At 66.5% G+C, this 18,090-nt stretch carries 16 protein-coding genes; 6 read left to right on the forward strand and 10 right to left on the reverse strand.

Annotated elements, in window-relative coordinates; translation table 11 throughout:
* The 8 genes from ACPYOG_RS14230 to ACPYOG_RS14265 all read right to left on the reverse strand — a co-directional run.
* Window positions 1-2,003 (reverse strand): hypothetical protein (locus ACPYOG_RS14230; RefSeq protein ID WP_481294843.1); only part of this gene is annotated, 2,003 nt, incomplete at its 3' end.
* 70 nt (window positions 2,004-2,073) lie between these two features.
* Entirely contained in the window at window positions 2,074-2,742 is a 669-nt protein-coding gene (locus ACPYOG_RS14235; RefSeq protein WP_481294844.1) for a hypothetical protein, read from the reverse strand.
* A 348-nt stretch (window positions 2,743-3,090) separates the two neighbouring features.
* Window positions 3,091-4,464, reverse strand: a complete 1,374-nt coding sequence (dnaB, locus tag ACPYOG_RS14240; RefSeq protein WP_090039538.1) for a replicative DNA helicase — start codon at window positions 4,462-4,464, stop codon at window positions 3,091-3,093.
* Between the two features lie 457 nt (window positions 4,465-4,921).
* On the reverse strand, window positions 4,922-5,374 hold the full coding sequence (gene rplI / locus ACPYOG_RS14245; protein WP_090039536.1) for a 50S ribosomal protein L9: 453 nt from the start codon (window positions 5,372-5,374) through the stop codon (window positions 4,922-4,924).
* 11 nt (window positions 5,375-5,385) lie between these two features.
* Window positions 5,386-5,649 carry a 30S ribosomal protein S18 gene (gene rpsR, locus ACPYOG_RS14250; protein WP_018189012.1) on the reverse strand — a complete coding sequence of 88 codons (264 nt, stop codon included), beginning with the start codon at window positions 5,647-5,649 and terminating at the stop codon, window positions 5,386-5,388.
* Window positions 5,650-5,711: 62 nt separating this feature from the next.
* A complete protein-coding gene (locus ACPYOG_RS14255) occupies window positions 5,712-6,218 on the reverse strand; it encodes a single-stranded DNA-binding protein (RefSeq protein WP_090039533.1) in 507 nt (168 codons plus the stop codon).
* A gap of 4 nt (window positions 6,219-6,222) precedes the next feature.
* Window positions 6,223-6,597, reverse strand: coding sequence for a 30S ribosomal protein S6 (gene rpsF / locus ACPYOG_RS14260; RefSeq protein WP_090039531.1), 375 nt, complete (start codon window positions 6,595-6,597; stop codon window positions 6,223-6,225).
* A gap of 271 nt (window positions 6,598-6,868) precedes the next feature.
* Complete coding sequence (locus ACPYOG_RS14265) at window positions 6,869-8,293, reverse strand: CCA tRNA nucleotidyltransferase (protein WP_481294845.1); 1,425 nt, start codon at window positions 8,291-8,293, stop codon at window positions 6,869-6,871.
* A 95-nt stretch (window positions 8,294-8,388) separates the two neighbouring features.
* Here ACPYOG_RS14265 and ACPYOG_RS14270 point away from each other — a divergent pair, with 95 nt between their 5' ends.
* The 6 genes from ACPYOG_RS14270 to ACPYOG_RS14295 all read left to right on the forward strand — a co-directional run bounded on the left by ACPYOG_RS14270 (window position 8,389) and on the right by ACPYOG_RS14295 (window position 16,176).
* Window positions 8,389-10,728, forward strand: coding sequence for a DUF6049 family protein (locus ACPYOG_RS14270; RefSeq protein ID WP_481294846.1), 2,340 nt, complete (start codon window positions 8,389-8,391; stop codon window positions 10,726-10,728).
* Window positions 10,721-12,328: a murein biosynthesis integral membrane protein MurJ gene (murJ, locus tag ACPYOG_RS14275; protein ID WP_481294847.1), complete on the forward strand. Its 1,608-nt coding sequence runs from the start codon at window positions 10,721-10,723 to the stop codon at window positions 12,326-12,328. Before ACPYOG_RS14270 ends, murJ begins: the two co-directional genes overlap by 8 nt.
* A gap of 83 nt (window positions 12,329-12,411) precedes the next feature.
* Window positions 12,412-13,398, forward strand: coding sequence for a thioredoxin-disulfide reductase (gene trxB / locus ACPYOG_RS14280; RefSeq protein ID WP_481294848.1), 987 nt, complete (start codon window positions 12,412-12,414; stop codon window positions 13,396-13,398).
* 13 nt (window positions 13,399-13,411) lie between these two features.
* Window positions 13,412-13,738, forward strand: a complete 327-nt coding sequence (gene trxA, locus ACPYOG_RS14285) for a thioredoxin (protein ID WP_090039520.1) — start codon at window positions 13,412-13,414, stop codon at window positions 13,736-13,738.
* A gap of 137 nt (window positions 13,739-13,875) precedes the next feature.
* Window positions 13,876-15,201: an aminotransferase-like domain-containing protein gene (locus ACPYOG_RS14290; RefSeq protein WP_481294849.1), complete on the forward strand. Its 1,326-nt coding sequence runs from the start codon at window positions 13,876-13,878 to the stop codon at window positions 15,199-15,201.
* Window positions 15,202-15,219: 18 nt separating this feature from the next.
* Window positions 15,220-16,176, forward strand: a complete 957-nt coding sequence (locus ACPYOG_RS14295) for a D-alanine--D-alanine ligase family protein (protein WP_481294850.1) — start codon at window positions 15,220-15,222, stop codon at window positions 16,174-16,176.
* A 48-nt stretch (window positions 16,177-16,224) separates the two neighbouring features.
* Here ACPYOG_RS14295 and ACPYOG_RS14300 read toward each other — a convergent pair whose 3' ends face one another.
* On the reverse strand, window positions 16,225-17,190 hold the full coding sequence (locus tag ACPYOG_RS14300) for a ParB/RepB/Spo0J family partition protein (RefSeq protein WP_481294851.1): 966 nt from the start codon (window positions 17,188-17,190) through the stop codon (window positions 16,225-16,227).
* Window positions 17,190-18,086, reverse strand: a complete 897-nt coding sequence (locus tag ACPYOG_RS14305; RefSeq protein ID WP_481294852.1) for a ParA family protein — start codon at window positions 18,084-18,086, stop codon at window positions 17,190-17,192. The genes ACPYOG_RS14300 and ACPYOG_RS14305 overlap by 1 nt, the downstream gene beginning before the upstream one ends.
* Window positions 18,087-18,090 lie beyond the last annotated feature (4 nt).

The following is an 18,090-nucleotide window of genomic DNA, read 5'->3' on the forward strand; positions in this document are numbered from 1 at the left end:
GAAACACCATCGCGAGTGCCGACCAGCTCCTCCAGATGAGCTCTTATCCAGTCCGGCGCTGAGTGAAGAAGTCTGCCGAAGCCCTCGCCAAGAGCGGCTCGGCCGGCGCCGTGCTTATCGACGCGTGACGCCTCGCGCTCAATCGCTTTGAGGGCGTCATCCCGCCATGACGCATTCTCGGAACTGGCGGCGGCGACGATCAACGCTCGGACCCGGCTTGGCCACTGCCAATTTAGCGACATGTTGAGCGGGTCCCACCCTGAGCCCTCGTGATGGTAGGTGTCGTAATCGGTCCAGGCATCCTCATCATCCGACCGATCAATCAGGAGTCGAGCGAGCCTCTCTTCGTAGTGGAAGGGAACCGCGACGGACCCTCGCTTTTTGAGCAATTCCTCGATCAACCCGACGGCCGCGTCCTTTGCACCGCGGTAGTCCTGGTCGTCATCGAAGTCACGGCCTTCAACAGGAAAGGGAGAGGCAAGAGGGTGATCGAGTACGTACTCCACTAGCTCGACAACCTGGGACCAATCGAGTTCGAGACCCGCTTTGCTCGCCGCTTCCCAACCCTGCAAGATCGCGCGCAGGTACGTGGGGCGAAGCTTGTTCCCAAGCTGGGGTACTTCCTTCAGGGCGAGTGGATTTGTCGTCAGAAGCCCTGAGAGCGCTCTGCCCTGGCCTTCGTGGGAGGGTTCGGGACCCCAGCCATCGCCGTTGTCATGCCAGCTCGCAAGGTGAACAACAAGCTCGGTCGGCGCCATCGCAGCCATTTGGTCCTGGCTCGTGTGTGAGTTGGGGCCAGTCCAGCTTGTCACTCGACCCAATGGCTCCAGAGGGTCATCGATTGGGCCGTTCTCCTTGTCGAGCTTCGCCAGATCCTCACGCAGGACTTCTGGCAACGCGTTGTGGCCAATTGCAGAGAGCCAACTGTGCCGGTATCGCTGAGCCTTGGCATGAATGCTCTCTGCCCATTGCTGATCGGTAAGACCTTCCGGGCGAACGAGTCGCTCTCGCATCCAGGCGAGGTCGGCGGCGAATGCCTTCTCGAGGAACGGCGTCACTACCGACGTCGCAGACCCGTCTGCCCGAGCGACGGCCTGTGCTAGTCGCGCGTACTCAACGCGAAGGTACTCATCATCGGATTCTTGATCGCCAAGCAGTTGCTTCGCCGGTTCCAAGAGGGCGACAACGTTTCCTCCTGCGTCGAGTTCCTGACGAATTGCCTCGCCTGCAACGTAGATCGCGATCTTCCTCAATAGCTTCACGCCGCTACCCAGGAGAACTTTGACGGTGTCTGCCGGTGCCGCGCGCATGGCGGGGACCGCAACATCGCGAACGGCATCGATGAGGGCGTCTTCCGGCCGATCTGTGGAGTCGCCACGCACGTCGATCGATGACCGGTCCATTGCGCTGAAGTCGTGCTCACCAGAAGCGTGACCGGAGGAGTTGACGTATGCCCTCAGCCATCCGACAAGCGCCCTCAGCGCGTTCTCGCCTAGGGCAGGAATCATCCGCGGTAGTTCCTCTTCGTACCAGTAATCCTCCAGGAAAAGCTCCGGCTTTCGGATGGACTCGGTCTCGTCGCCAGGGCGAGGCTCGAACAAGACGTTCGTGAGCCAGCGACCAAGTCGGGTCTGTCCGCCTTCGAGGAGGTTGATGGCAAGCGACACCAGCGAGCGCGACTCGGTTCTCCACCCAATCCCTGACTTCACCCAGGCCTTAATGAGCGGCTCCAACCGAGCGCCGGACTCAGCAGGGATCTGAGAAGCGATTTCGAACACGGCGCGACGCACCCAGGCGTTGTTGCTCGCCTCGAGCCGAAGCAACACGTCCACCACGTCGTCGGGCGATTCAGTAGCGATGCGAGTCAAGTATGAAAGTTCGGGCCAGTAGGTATCGCGGATGTACCCATCCGGAGTGGGTTCAGGCTCCGGAGGGTTGGTGAATGCCCCTGCGTCTAGGAGCGGACGGACCCAAAGTGGGTTCTCAAGCCCGTCGTAGAACACTCGCCGAAGTTGGTAGGTCGGGATCTTGAGTAGGGTTGCCCGCACCTGTTCTGGCGTCGGAGCGCGAAAGCTAGCCATCTGTACGCTCCTCGGTTGAGTTGATTTCCGCGAGTAGATCGTCGATGGAGTGCCGCGTCGCGAAGAAGGGATTGATGACTCCATCTAGTAGCTCGTCGAAGACTTCGACGTGCTCACTAATCTCGTCATCGCTAGGCAATTCGCCTTCCTCAACATCACGCTCGTGAAGGTGCGCCCACTTCACGAAGTAGCCGCGAGACTCGATCCAGCGCGCCACTGCAGCATGGCTAGCGTTCCCGTCGTCTGTGATCAAGGCAGCCACATCGTCTCTAATCCGGCGCTTCTCATGGACGGCGGCTTTGAACAGGTTGTCCATGGCAGCGGCGACTTCTTGTGGAACCGGGACCAGGTCACTGTCGCGGTCCAACTCGAGTTCAGGGAATCTCGCTAGCAGGTCCGGGAGCGCCTTGAGTTGCTCGCTTGAGGGTGGCTTGAACTTCGGGGCAGACGGACGTCCGAGGGAACCTTGAACCCGATTCATGACCTCGCGCATGCAGTGGCAGATGAACGCTACGCGAGTCCGCGAGTCGGGCATTTCAAGCTCCCCGCCGAGCAGCATCAATGCTGTTCGGTAGAAGTTGGCTAGCTCCGACCGTTTGTCCTCGAGAGCTGCAAGAATCCGTCGCTGCCTCTCGTCCATAAATGTGTCTGAGTCGACCATCAAGCCCCTACACGTTTGCGGTCGTTTGGGCGCATCGCAACTTCAAATGCATCGCGACGCGGACGCCGTCCTTGAGACCCCAGTCGATGGCCAATTCGCGAACGGCATTTACGGGCTCCGAGGTCTGGCGATCGTTGGATCGACCAACGTCCTTCACGCGAGACCCCCCGAAAGCCAAGTCACCCAGTCCCCACGCGTTTGATTGACGGCGTCGTGGCCCTCGGCCGCCTACTAGTCACGGTACCGATTCATGACTCCGGCCGATGCCCCGCATTCGCGGGTGGGGGTCAAGGGCCACGGCGCTTCGAGACGCGCATCGGCAATCTATATTGGCGGTCGACACGAGGATTAGATCGGGGCCATGTCCGCGAACCGGGAGTACATGCCCTGGAACGCCACTGTCACGGTTCGGGTGGGGCCGTTTCGGTGCTTGGCGACGATGAGGTCGGCTTCGCCCGCTCGCGGGTTGTCCTTCTCGTAGGCGGACTCGCGGTGAAGCAGGATGACGACGTCGGCGTCCTGCTCGATCGATCCCGACTCACGGAGGTCGCTGAGGGCCGGGAGCTTGTCGGCGCGCTGCTCGGGGCCACGGTTCAGCTGGGACAGTGCGATGACGGGGACCTGGAGTTCCTTAGCCAGGAGCTTCAGGGCTCGGGAGAACTCGCTGACCTCCTGCTGACGGCTCTCTACGCGCTTGCCGCTCGTCATCAGCTGGAGGTAGTCGATGACGACCATCTTCAACCCGACGCGCTGCTTCAGCCGGCGGCATTTGGCGCGGATCTCGACCAGCGTCATGTTCGGGCTGTCGTCGATATAAAGAGGAGCGTCGTTGATGCGGCCGCGCGTGGATGCGATGGTCGTCCAGTCGCGGTTGTCGACCGTTCCCTTGCGCATGTTCTGCAGGGGGACGGAGGACTCGGCGGACAGCAGGCGCATCGCGATCTCGCTTCGGCCCATCTCGAGGGAGAAGAAGATGGTGGCCATGTCGTGCTTGATGGCGGCAGCACGGGCGAAGTCGAGCGCGAGGGTCGACTTTCCGAGCGCCGGACGGGCCGCCACGATGACCATCTGACCGGGATGCAGGCCGTTGGTCAGCTCGTCCAGTTCGGCGAAGCCGGTGGGGACTCCGGTCATGGAGCCGTCCTTGTGCTTCGCGGCCTCGATCTCGTCGATGGCGACGGTCACGGCCTCGGTGAGCGGGACGTAGTCCTCGACCTCCTGCGTGCCTGTGACCGAGTAGATCTCGGCCTGTGCGCTGTTGACGAGGTCGAGAACCTCGCCCTCGGCCTTGTAGCCCATCTGCGTGATCCGGGTGCCGGCTTCGACGAGGCGGCGGAGGAGGGCCTTCTCGGCGACGATGTTGGCGTAGTAGCCGGCGTTGGCGGCGGTGGGGACGAGGCTGGTCAGGGTGTGCAGGTACTCTGCTCCGCCGGCCCGGGAGAGTTCGCCGATCTTGGTCAGCTCGTCGGTGACAGTGATCACGTCCGTGGGCTCACCGTGGGAGTACAGCGACAGGATGGCGTCGTAGACGATCTCGTGCTTCGGGATGTAGAAATCCGTCCCGCGCACGACTTCGACGACGTCGGCCACCGCATCCTTGCTGAGCAGCATGCCGCCGAGGGCGCTCTGCTCCGCCAGGAGATCGTGCGGAGGCGTCCGCTCGGGGGAACGGGCCTCGCCCGGGTCACGACCGTCGGCCAGACCGATATGGGCGATCGACACGTTCTCTCCTCACTTCACGCTCCGGGCATGACGGAACAGCCGTGGGACACCTTCCCGCGTTCGTCACGCGGAAAGCCCCCCGGTTCGATTGTCGGGACGACCTCCGACATCGCCGCTCATCCGCGGCTGCCGTCCATCGACGTCCGTCCACCATATGAACCCCTGTCCACTCTCACAACTCAGCCTGTGGATAAAACTGGGGATAATCTGCGCGAAACGCCGTAGAGCGTGTGTAGAAGGTGTGTGGAAGCCTGTGGACAAGAAGGAAGTTTCTGCAGACATGTCCCGTCTGACCAGGTGTTTTACTTTCCCCACCCTGTGGGTAGAAAGTTCCTTGAACCCGGTGTTCAACCTTGGCTCGCGGTGCCGCCGACCTGTGTACAGAACGGGGGAAAAGTCGCTTAACGAGGTGTAGCGGCGGGCCTTCGCCCACCGCTACACTCCGCTGTGCGTGCGCCTACTTGGCGGCGACCACCTGAAGGCTGATGACGGCCGAGAGGTCGTCGTGCAGACGCACGGTCGCCTCGTGGTCGCCGACGACCTTGATCGGGTTGGGAAGCTCGATCTTCCGCTTGTCCAGCTCGCCGATGCCGGCCGCCTTGACGGCGTCCGCGACATCGCCGGTCTTGACCGAACCGAACAGACGGCCCTCGCGGCCCGCCTTGACGGTCAGCTTGACCTTGGTCGCCTCGAGCTTGGCCTTGAGGTCCTGAGCCTGCTCGACGGTGTGCAGCTCGCGAGCGACGCGGGCCGCCTTGATCTGCTCGACCTGCTTCTCGCCACCGCGGGTCCACGCGATCGCGAAGCCCTTGGGGACGAGGAAGTTGCGGGCGTAGCCGTTCTTGACGTCGACGACGTCACCGGCCGAGCCGAGGCCGGTGACCTCGTGCGTGAGAATTACCTTCGACATGTCGCTTCTCCTTAGCGGCCGGAGCCGGCGTAGGGGAGCAGTGCCATCTCGCGCGCGTTCTTGACCGCGCGGGCGATGAGGCGCTGCTCCTGGACGGAGACACCGGTGATCCGGCGGGCGCGGATCTTTCCACGCTCCGAGATGAACTTGCGCAGGGTGGCGACATCCTTGTAATCGATGACGCCGACGCGAACGGACTTCGCGGGAGCGGCGTTCTTGCCGTCCTTGCCCTTGCGGATCGGCTTGCGGCGGTCGCCGCTCGACTTTCCAGCCATGATTTCCTTTGCTTTCCGCCCGTCCGGTGCTGCCCGGCGGGCTGATGAATGTGAGGGGCCCTTTAGAAGGGGGTCTCGTCGTTGTAGGAGCCGGGAGTGTTCCACACGTCGGCGCCCGCGGACGGGTCTGCCGGTGCGGAGGCCGCCCACGGCTCGTCGACGGCGGGAGCGCCGCCACCGAAGCCGCCGGGACCGCGTCCCGAGGACTGGGCACGCGTGACCTGTGCGGTGGCGTAGCGCAGCGAGGGCCCGATCTCGTCGATCTCGAGCTCGATGCTGGTGCGCTTCTCGCCTTCCTTCGTCTCGTAGGAGCGCTGCTTCAGGCGACCCTGCGCGATGACGCGCGAGCCCTTGGTCAGCGATCCGGCGACGTGCTCCGCGAACTCGCGCCACACGCTGGCGCGGAGGAACAGAGCCTCGCCGTCCTTCCACTCGTTCGCCTGACGGTCGAACGTGCGGGGAGTGGACGCGATCGTGAAGTTGGCAACCGCGAGCCCGTTCTGCGTGTAGCGCAGCTCGGGGTCAGCCGTGAGGTTGCCCACCACGGTGATGATGGTCTCGCCGGCCATCGGACTAGGCGCCGACCTTCTCGGCGGCGGTGGCGGCCTTGCGGGCAGCCTTCTCGTCAGCGCGCTGCTGAGCGGCGGCGACCTGAGCGATCGCCTCCTCGGCGCGGAGCACCTTGGTGCGCATGACGGCCTCGCTGAGCTTCAGCTGGCGGTCGAGCTCCTTCGTGGTGTCACCGGTCGCGGTGAGCTGCACGACGGCGTAGATGCCTTCGGTCTTCTTGTTGATCTCGTAAGCCAAGCGACGACGTCCCCAGATGTCGACGTTGTCGATCGTTCCGCCGTCGTTCCGGACGACATTGAGGAACTTGTCAAGGCTCGGAGCCACGGTGCGCTCATCGATCTCTGGATCGAGGATGACCATCAACTCGTACTGATGCATGACTAACCCACCTCCTCTGGTCTCAGCGGCTGCAGACGTTCTGCAGCAGGAGGGTTGTTTCACATCGGTTGCATGGGCAGGGCTCCGCCCGGGCAACTTACCTAGGGTAACGGATGTGGATGCGGGGCGCCAGCCGGCGGTGATCTCGGTCATGAACCCACTGTCGCCGAGCGCGCGCATCCGTCGGCCGCCGGGAGACGAATCGGTGGAGAACCCCGGCCCATCCGCCCCTGTGGACGAAATGACGCGGACGAGAGCGAGGCGACGACGGTCAGCGATCCGCCCACCAGGCGAGCAGCCGCCGCGCGGCCTCCTCCTCGCCGAGCGGACCCTCGTCGAGACGCAGCTCCAGCAGGAACCGCATCGCCTGACCCACCTCGCGGCCCGGGCGGAGGCCCAGGATGCTCATGACCTGCTCGCCGTTCAGGTCCGGCCGCACGGCATCCAGCTCTTCCTGCTCCTGCAGTTCGCGGATGCGCGCCTCGAGGTCGTCGTACGCGAAACCGAGACGGTCGGCCTTGCGGCGGTTCCGGGTCGTCACATCGGCGCGGGTGAGGATGTGCAGCCGGTCGAGCTCGGGCCCGGCGTCGCGGACGTACCGGCGGACGGCGGAGTCGGTCCAGTGTCCGTCCGTGTAGCCGAAGAACCGGAGGTGGAGCTCGATCAGGCGCGCGACGGCATCGATCGTCGCCCTGTCGAACCGCAGGGCGGTGAGCCGTTTCTTGGCGAGCTTCGCGCCCACGATGTCGTGGTGGTGGAAGCTGACCGCGCCACCGGGCTCGAAGCGACGGGTCGCGGGCTTGCCGATGTCGTGCAGGATGGCCGCCAGCCGCAGGATGAGGTCGGGCGCTTCGCCGGGGTGGCGCTCCTTCTCGTAGCCGATCGCCTGCTCCAGCACCGTGAGACTGTGCTGGTACACGTCCTTGTGGTGGTGGTGCTCGTCCGCTTCCAGCTGCAGGGCCGGGATCTCGGGCAGCACGTGGTCCGCCAGCCCGGTCTCGACCAGGAGCTCGAGTCCCGCTCGCGGTTCGTCGGCGAGGAGGAGCTTGCTCAGCTCATCACGGACCCGCTCTGCGCTGACGATCTCGATCCGGTCGGCCATCGCGGTCATCGCGTCGCGCGTCTCCGCATCGACCGTGAACCCCAGCTGCGCGGTGAAACGTGCTGCCCGCATCATCCGGAGGGGATCGTCGCCGAACGAGATCTGCGGAGTGCTCGGCGTGGTGATGGTCCCGGCGATCAGGTCCTCGACGCCGCCGGACGGGTCGACGAGGCGGACCTCCGGGAGGCGGAGAGCGAGCGCGTTGACGGTGAAGTCGCGGCGCAGCAGGTCGCCCTCGAGGCTGTCCCCGAACTCCACCTCCGGCTTCCGCGTGGTGCCGTCGTAGCTGTCGCTGCGATACGTCGTGATCTCGACGGTGTCGTCCCCGAAGCGCGCGCCGATGGTGCCGTACTGCCGGCCCACGTCCCAGACCGCGTCCGCTACGGGTCCGACGATGCGGAGGATGTCGTCGGGTCGGGCGTCCGTCGTCAGGTCGAGATCGTGGACGACCCGGCCGAGCAGCGCATCCCGGACCGGGCCGCCGACGAGCGCAAGCTCGAAGCCGGCGGCCTGGAACGCGTCGGCGAGCCGGGCGACCGAGGGCGTACGTGCGAGGTCGCCGAGGCGTTCGAGGGATTCGGCGACGCTCTGCATGGTGCCCCAGTTTAACGGCACCGCTCGCCGGCCTCTCAGGGGGTGGCCTCTACAATCGAGGTCATGGAGGCCGAGCAGGGATCGCGCGTCGACGCATGAGCGCAGCCTCCCCCACCCTCGGCAGGGGTGCGCGGCTCCACGCCCGCCTGCAGCGCGCAGCGACCTCCGCTGTCGTGGCGGCCGTCACCGCCGGTCTGGCGATCGCAGGCGCGGTCGCGCCCGCCGCCGCTGCGACCTCCACGCCGACGCCCACGGCTTCCGCCCCGGCTCCGCACGGATCCCATCCCACAGCGGCCATCACGGCCGATGGGGGAGGAGTCCTCGGGCCCGGGAAGGACCTGGGCGTCTCGATCACCGTATCCAATCCGACCGCAACGGCCTACGCATCCGGAACGGTGACCCTCTGGCTGGATCCCTCCCCGCGCAGCGATCGGAAGGCCCTCGCCGGCTGGTTGACCTCCACGGACAAGGTCTCCGACGCCGTCACTCTCGGCCAGGCGCAGCTCAACACGCTCGAGCCGGGGTCCAGCACCGTCGTCCGGGTCGCCGTTCCCGCAGCCTCGATCCCGTTCGCCGCCCGTACGGCCTCCGCGGTGTTCGGCATCGGCGCGTCGGTTCACGCCGGGGCGGCCGACGCGGAGGCCAGGGGCTCGGTCGTCTGGGACGCCGGCGGCGCATCGAAGCAGACGGGCATCGGCGTCGTGCTCCCGATCGTGACCCCGGCCGGCTCGGACGGACTGATCGCCGCCAACGATCTGGCCACCTACACCGCGCCGAACGGCATCCTGACCCGGGAGCTGGATGGTCTGGTCGGCCACACGACCGTCACGCTGGGCATCGACCCGATGATCCTCGCGTCCATCCGCATCCTCGGCAACGCAGCACCCGCCACGGCGGTGGAGTGGCTGAACCGCCTCGCCGATCTCCCCAACCCGACCTTCCCTCTCGGCTACGCGGACGCGGATGTCGCCGGGCAGATCCAGGCAGGGCTTCCCGCGCCGCTCGCGCCGACCTCCCTCGGCTACGCGACCGACCCCAAGAACTTCACCCCGGCGCCGACACCTGTGGGCGAGCCGCCGACCGGCACTCCCGCTCCCACCCCCGGAGCGGAACCCTCGACGCCGTCCCCGACGCCGACCGCCGGACCGGTGCTGCCGACGATCCAGAGCCTGCTCGCCTGGAATTACACGCTCAGCGGGATCGGCTGGGCGGGCGACAAGACGCTGCGCCACGCAGATCTCGCACCGCTCGCCACCGCCGGCCTCACCACCACCATCGTGTCCGGAAGCAACACCAACGCTGCCACTCTCGAGGCGACGCCGAACGCCGCGATCGCCGCCGGTCAGGACCACCTCCTCGCTTCCGACCAGGCGATCAGCGAAGCCCTGCGGCAGGCGGTGTCGGCCCCCAGCGACACGGCCTGGAACGCCGCCATGTCGAAGGTGAACGCTCAGCTGGAGCTCATCGCCCAGGAGCCGGGTGAGAGCCGCCGGCTGCTCGTAGCGCTGGATCGCTCCTGGCCGTCCAGCGGGACGCAGCTGGAGCGAACGCTCAACACCCTGCTCTCCTCGCCGTGGGCGTCCCCCGCGACCTTCGCGGCGGTCCGGAGTGGGACTCCCACGTCGGGCTTCGACCTCGTCGACGCACCGGAGGCGAACGACCGCGTCGCGAACATCCGCGCTCTCGTACAGGACGAGGGGTCGATCGGGCAGTTCGCCACCGTCCTCGACGACCCGACCCGGCTCACCGGACGGACGCGGGCGAGCCTCCTGTCAGTGCTCGCCGTCTCCTGGCTGAACCCGCGGGCGGACTGGAACGCCGCCGTCGTGAAGGAGCGGCGCGCGACGGTTGCCACGCTCCACTCCATCCACATCCTGCCCACCGAGAACGTGAACCTCGTCAGCGCGCAAGGCTCCATCCCGTTCACCGTGAGCAACGAGCTGTCCGACGACGCGGCGACCGTCGTGCTGACCGCCGCGCCCTCCAACAGCCGTCTCGAAGTCGACCAGTCGACCACCAAGCGCATCCTGCAGGACTCCCGGTCCGCCGTCCTGATCCCGGTGAAGGCCAAGGTCGGCAACGGTCAGGTCGTCCTGTCGCTCCACCTCTACAGCCCGACCGGCGTCCCGATCGGGGACCCGACATCGGTGACCGTGGATGTGCATGCCGACTGGGAGGGCATCGGCGCGCTCGTGTTCGGCATCCTGCTGGTGCTGCTGTTCGGGTTCGGGATCGTGCGCAACATCCTGCGACGCAGGTCGAAGGCGGCAGAGGGTGACGACGCGATCGGCGACCGGCCTGAGGAGGGCGGGACCGAGGAGGAGGGTCGCAGTCAGGATGAGAGCGAGCCCCTGACCGCGCCGGACGACCCGGCTCCCGCGAGCGTCCCCGGGCCGGACGGGCCCGCCGAACCAGGGGAGCGTCCAGGTGGCTAGCGTCGGCCGCGCGAGCGCGATGCTCGCCTCCGGCACGCTGGTGTCGAGGCTCCTCGGCTTCGCCAAGGCGTGGCTGCTGGTCCAGGCCATCGGCGCGATCAGCTTCGCGGCCAACGCGTACAGCACGGCGACCATCGTGCCCAACAGCATCTACGCGATCATCGCGCAAGGCATCCTGAACGCCATCCTGGTGCCTCAGATCGTGCGGGCTTCGGTGAATGCCGATGGCGGCCGGGCCTACATCAACAAGCTGGTCACGCTCGGGATCATGGTCTTCGCTGCTGTCGCGGTCGTGGCGACCTTCCTCTCCCCTCTGCTCGTGGCGCTCTACGGTCTGCGTGGCGAGCAGGCTCAGCTGGCGACCGCGTTCGCCTACTGGTCCCTTCCGCAGATCTTCTTCCTCGGCCTCTACACGCTGCTCGGCGAGGTCCTCAACGCTCGAAAGTCGTTCGGGCCGTTCACCTGGGCGCCCGTGGTCAACAACATCGTCGCCATCGTGCTGCTCGGCGCCTTCATCCTGGCCTTCGGCGCATACTCGTCGAGTAACCACCACAGCCAGTGGTCGTTCGGGATGGTCGCACTGCTCGCCGGGGGAGCGACCCTCGGCATCGCGGTGCAGGCGCTCATCCTCTTCGTCTTCTGGCGGAGGGTCGGGCTGCGGTTCCGCTTCGACTTCGGCTGGCGCGGGGTCAACCTGGGGACGGCGGGCAAAGCGGCCGGATGGACATTCGGGATGCTCATCGCGACCCAGCTCGCAGGACTCATCGAGACCAACGTCGCCAACTCCGCCGGCCAGGATTTCGCGGGTCCGTTCGTCATGGCGAACGCCTGGCTGATCTTCATGCTCCCGCACGGCATCATCGCGGTCTCCATCGTGACGGCGTTCTACACGCGCATGGCGGAACACGCGCATCGAGGATCGGTGACCGAGTTCCGGCAGGACTTCTCGTCGGCCGCGCGCTCCATCATGTTCTTCATCGTGTTCTCGTCGGCCGCCCTGATCGTCGTCGCCTACCCGGTCGCGCGCGTCTTCACCTCCGACTACCAGGCCATGGGCCTGGTCCTGGTCGCATACATGGTGGGCCTGGTTCCGTTCTCGCTGGTCTTCATGGCGCAGCGCGCGTTCTACTCCCTCGGCGACACGCGCACACCCTTCCTCTTCACGCTCGCGCAGGTCGCCATCATCGTGGTCGGCGTGCTCGTCTGCTTCGCCGTCCCTCCGACCACTCGTGCGGCAGCCGTCGCCCTCGTCGTCTCGCTCGCGAGCGTGGTGCAGGCGGTCCTCGCGTTCGCCCTGTTACGCCGTCGCACCGGGGGAGTGGATGGAGGCCGCATCCTCGGTTCCCTCTGGCGCTTCGTCGTGGCCGGGCTGGCCGCCATGGCAGCGGGCGCGGGCTTCCTGGTCATCCTGGGCGGCGTCGAGGCAGGTGCGTTCCCGGTGAGCGGTCCCCTCGCCGCGATCGCTGCGACCGCGGTGATCGGCGTGGTCATGCTGGTCGTGTACGTCGGGTTCCTCGCCATCCTGCGCTCGCCCGACCTCGAGAGCGGTCTCGCGCCCGTCCTGAACCGTCTGGAAGGCCGCTCGCGCGCGCCCAGGTGACACGGAATAGCATCCGCCTAGGATGTGTTCTACAGGTCGATGCCTCCGGTCAGGGGCGTCAGAACAGGTCAAGGAGTTCCTCCGTGCGGCAGATCATCATCATCGGTTCCGGCCCAGCCGGTTACACCGCGGCCATCTATGCGGCCCGCGCCAACCTGAAGCCGCTCCTGATCGCCTCGTCCGTCGAGGCCGGCGGCGAGCTCATGAACACCACAGAGGTCGAGAACTTCCCGGGCTTCCCCGAGGCCGTCATGGGACCGGACCTGATGTTCAAGATGCAGGCGCAGGCCGAGCGGTTCGGAACCGAGATCGTGCTCGACGACGTCGTGTCGATCGACCTGACCGGCGAGATCAAGAAGGTCACGCTCGGCTCGGGTGCGACCCACGAGGCGCTTGCTGTGATCTTCGCGACCGGGTCCGCCTACCGCAAGCTCGGCCTGGAGGACGAAGAGCGCCTGTCCGGTCACGGTGTCTCCTGGTGCGCCACCTGCGACGGGTTCTTCTTCCGTCAGCGCACGATCGCGGTCATCGGCGGCGGCGACTCGGCGATGGAGGAGGCGAACTTCCTCACCCGCTTCGCGGACAAGGTGTACGTCATCCACCGTCGCGACTCGCTCCGGGCATCCAAGATCATGCAGGACCGTGCGTTCGCCAACGACAAGATCGAGTTCATCTGGAACTCGGAGGTCGTCGGAATCGGCGGCGACGAGCAGGTGCAGAACGTCACGCTCCGCAACCTCGTCACCGGCGAGGAGAGCGAGCTGCAGCTGCAGGGCCTGTTCATCGCGATCGGCAACGACCCGCGCGTCCACCTGGTGCACGGTCAGCTCGACCTCACGGCGGAGGGGACCATCGCCGTCGACGGACGCAGCTCGAAGACCAACCTGCCGGGCGTCTTCGCCGCCGGCGACGTCGTCGATCCCACCTACCGCCAGGCGGTCACCGCCGCGGCGTCGGGAACGGTCGCCGCGCTCGACGCGGAGCACTACCTGGCCTCGCTTCCCCAGAACTTACTCGACGCTGCAGCGGATGGCGCGTCGGGTGATCTCGAACTCACGACCACCGCATAAGGAGATACAGATAATGTCAGCAGCACGTTCGGTCACGGACGCCAGCTTCGAGCAGGACGTCCTCAACAGCGAGAAGACCATTCTGGTGGACTTCTGGGCCGAGTGGTGCGGTCCGTGTCGCGCCGTCGGACCGATCCTCGACCAGATCGCCGCAGAGCACTCGGAGAAGATCGAGATCGTCAAGCTCAACGTGGACGAGAACCCGCAGACCGCTGCGAAGTACCAGATCACCTCCATCCCCGCGATGAAGGTGTACCAGGGTGGCGAGGTCGTCAAGACCGTCATCGGCGCGAAGCCGAAGCCTGCCCTCGAAGCCGACCTGGCCGCCTACCTGGCGTAGCGCGACCCGTCCTCTTCAGACCCGTCCGGCGCTCACCCGCCGGGCGGGTCTTTTCGTACCCCGGACGCCGCAGCGATTTTCGCCGCGGCGCTCCACCCACATAGCATGGCTGAACGGCAGAGAAACGGAACTCACACGTGATCGAACAGGGCACTCCGCAGCAGCGGGGCAACAATCTGGACCCGTGGTATCACCACTACGCACAGCGCACCAGCGGCCTGGCCGCCAGTGAGGTCCGAGCTCTGTTCGCCGTCGCCAGCCGCCCCGAGGTGGTCTCGCTGGCCGGCGGCATGCCGTTCGTCTCCGCCCTCCCGCAAGACCTCGTCGTCGGCGCGATGGATAGGGTCATGCGCGAACAGGGAGCCGTCGCGCTCCAGTACGGGTCCGGCCAGGGCGTGCCGATGCTCCGTGAGCAGATCCTCGAGGTGATGGCGCTCGAGGGCATCAGCGGGAGCGCCGACGACGTCGTCGTCACGACCGGTTCGCAGCACGCGCTCGAACTGTTCAGCAAGCTGTTCATCGACCCGGGGGATGTCGTCCTCGCCGAGGGGCCGAGCTACGTGACGGCCATGGTCATTTTCAAGTCGTACCAGGCCGAGGTCGACCACGTCCCGATGGATGCGCACGGTCTCATCCCCGAGGCGCTGCGCGAGCACATCGCCCGGCTCAAGGCAGCCGGCCGACGTGTCAAGTTCCTCTACACCGTCCCCACTTTCCACAACCCGGCAGGCGTCACTCTCACCTGGGAGCGGCGGCTCGAGATCCTCGAGATCGCCCGGCAGAACGACATCCTCGTGCTCGAGGACAACCCGTACGGACTCCTGTACTTCGAGGAGAAGCCGCCGGCAGCGATGCGCTCGGTGGAGAAGGACGGCGTCGTGTACCTCGGCACGTTCTCCAAGACGCTGGCGCCCGGCTTCCGCGCCGGCTGGGCGCTGGCGCCGCATGCCATCCGGGAGAAGCTCATCCTCGCCAACGAGGCGGCCGTCTTGAGCCCGAGCTCCTTCAGCCAGCTGGTGATCTCCGAGTATTTGCAGGATGCCGATTGGCGAGCGCAGATCGACACGTTCCGCGGCGTCTACCGGGAGCGCAAGGAGGCGATGATCTCCGCTCTGAACGAGCACCTGCCCGAGCTGAGTTGGACCGATCCAAACGGCGGGTTCTACGTGTGGCTCACGCTTCCGCCGCACCTCGACTCGAAGGCGATGCTGCCACGCGCGGTGACCGAGCTGGTCGCCTACACACCGGGGACCGCATTTTACGCGGACGGGTCGGGCGCGCAGAATATCCGTCTATCGTTCTGCTACCCGACACCGGAGGACATCAAGGTCGGCGTCCGCCGGCTCGCCAACGTCATCGGCGGAGAACAGGACCTGCTCGACACGTTCGCCGGCACGGGCCCGCTCTCGGCGTCGGGAGTCCGGAACCGGACAAGCGCCAACCCGCCAACCGACCTCCGCTAGCGCGAGAAAGACCTGATCATGGTAGAAAACAAGGCACTCGACATCGTCGTTCTCGCTGGGGGTATCTCGCACGAGAGGGATGTGTCGCTGCGCACGGGTCGGCGTGTCGCCGACGGTCTGAACGGTCTCGGCCATCGGGTCGTCTTCCGCGACCCGGACGCCTCTCTGCTGGCGTTCCTCGAGGAGACGCGTCCGGACGTCGTCTGGCCGGCACTCCACGGTGCGAGCGGCGAGGATGGCGCACTGCGCGGCCTGCTGGAGATCACCGGCGTGCCCTTCGTCGGCTCCCGCGCCGACGCATCCCGGCTCGCCTGGTCCAAGCCCACCGCCAAGACGATCGTGGAGCGCGCCGGCGTCTCCACTCCGCAGTCCATGACCCTGCCGCAGGAGACGTTCCGTGAGCTCGGCGCCGGGAGCGTGCTGGCGACCGTGCTGAGTGGTCTCGAGCTGCCGGTGGTGGTCAAGCCCGCCCACGGCGGATCGGCCCAGGGCGTCACCATCGTGACGACCGCCGAAGAACTGCCGCGCGCCATGGTCGATGCGTACACCTACTCAGATGTGGCTCTGATCGAGCGCAAGGTGGACGGGGTGGAGGTGTCCGTGGCCGTCATCGACACCGGCGATGGCCCCGAGGCCCTTCCGGCCGTCGAGATCGAGCCCGTCGACGGCGCCTACACGTTCGACGCGCGCTACAACGCCGGGGAGACGCGGTTCTATGTTCCCGCCCGGCTCGACGAGCAGGTGATGGCGGCCGTCGCCGAGGCGGCCACGTCGGCCCACATCGCGCTGGGCCTGCGGCATCTCTCACGGATCGACCTCATCGTCGACGCGGGCGGACAGCCCTGGTTCCTGGAGGCGAACGTTCTCCCCGGTCTCACCGAGACGTCGATCATGCCGCAGGCGATCACCGCGTCCGGCCGCGAGCCCGGCGAGGTCTATGCGGCTTTGGCGGTCGCAGCGATGGCTGACGCCTGACCGGTCGTCTCGACCACGGCGCGGCGCTTCGTCGCGCGGATCACCCGGTCAGGAGTAGCTGGGCTGCCCGATCTCGTCGAGGATGCGGTTGAGGTCCTGGATGGTGGCGAAATCCACCACGATCTGGCCTTTTCTTGCTCCGAGCGAGATCTTGACCCGCGTGTTGAGGCGGTCTCCGAGCTGTCCGGCGATCTCGTCGAGGTGGCCGCGATGGCGTCCGGCTGTCGCCTTCGTGCGTGCCGGCTTCGGCGTCTTGCTCGCCGCCGCCTCGGCGGCGCGAACCGAGAGATCCTCGTTGACGATCTTGTCGGCCAGGCGGATCATCGCCTCCTGATCGTCACCCAGCGAGAGGATCGCCCGAGCGTGTCCGGCGCTCAGGACGCCGGCCGCAACGCGCGACTGAACTGCGGCGGGCAGCTTGAGCAGGCGGATGGTGTTGGTGATCTGCGGGCGGGACCGCCCGATCCGGCCCGCGAGCTCCTCCTGCGTGATCCCGAAGTCCGCCAGCAGCTGCTGGTACGCGGATGCCTCCTCCAGCGGGTTCAGCTGACTGCGATGCAGGTTCTCGAGGAGGGCATCCCGCAGCATGTCCTCGTCTGCGGTGTCTTTGATGACCGCCGGGATGCTGTCGAGACCGAGCTCCTTGGTGGCGCGGAGGCGGCGCTCGCCCATGATGAGCTCGTACTGACCCGGCTCGTCCGGAAGCGGACGGACCACGACCGGCTGCAGGACACCGACCTCACGGATGCTGGCGATCAGCTCGTCGAGGGCATCGCGATCGAACTCGACGCGCGGCTGCACACGGTTGGGCACGATGTCGGCGGGGGAGAGGTTCGCCAGGCGCGCGCCCGGCACGGCGACGAGGTCCGGCTCACGCTCGGCGACAGCGAGAGCGCCGCCGAGGGCGCCGGCGCTGTTGTCGGGGAAGAACACGTCGACCGGTCGTGTCGCCTGGTCGCTCGTGGGGATGAGGGCGCCGATGCCTCGGCCCAGTCCAGTGCGCTTCGCTGCCATTAGCGGGGTGCTCCTCTTCGTGCGATCTCTGCGGCCGCCTCCATGTAAGAGAGGGAGCCGCTGGAGTTGGTGTCGTAGCTGATGACGCTCTGCCCGTAACTCGGCGCCTCGGAGATGCGGACCGAGCGGGGGATGATCGTCTGCAGCGCTTCGGCGGGGAAATGCTCGCGCACATCTGTGGCCACCTGGTGCGCCAGGTTGGTGCGGGAGTCGTACATCGTCAGAAGGATGGTCGACACCCGCAGCTTGGGGTTGAGGTGCCGCTCGATGAGCTGGATGTTCTTGAGCAGCTGGCTCAGACCTTCGAGCGCGTAGTACTCGCACTGGATGGGGATGAGCACCTCGCTCGCCGCGACGAAGGCGTTGATCGTGAGCAAACCGAGAGAGGGTGGGCAGTCGATGAGCACATAGTCCATGTCGTACTCGTCGAGGAAGCGATTGAGCGCACGCGACAGGCGCTGTTCGCGTGCCACCATGGACACGAGTTCGATCTCGGCACCAGCGAGGTCGATCGTCGCCGGGATGACGAAGAGCCCCTCGAATTCCGGGCTCTTCTGGATCACCTCGTCGAGTTCGCGGTCGTTCACGATGACGTCGTAGACGCTCGGGGTTCCTTCACGGTGCTCCACGCTCAATGCCGTGGACGCATTGCCCTGGGGGTCGAGGTCGATCACGAGTACTCGCGCGCCGGACTTCGCCAGGGCGGCGCTGAGGTTGACGACCGTCGTGGTCTTGCCGACCCCGCCCTTCTGGTTGGAGATCGTGAAGATGCGGGTCCGGGAGGGGAGGGGGAGCGTCGTCGCAGCGATCACCTGGCGTCGCCGGGCCAGCTCTTGGATCTCTTCAGCGAGGGGAGTCCCCCCATCGAATGCCGCCTCCGACGTCTCGGACTCCATCACC

Source organism: Leifsonia sp. HAY1-4F (genome assembly GCF_056755275.1).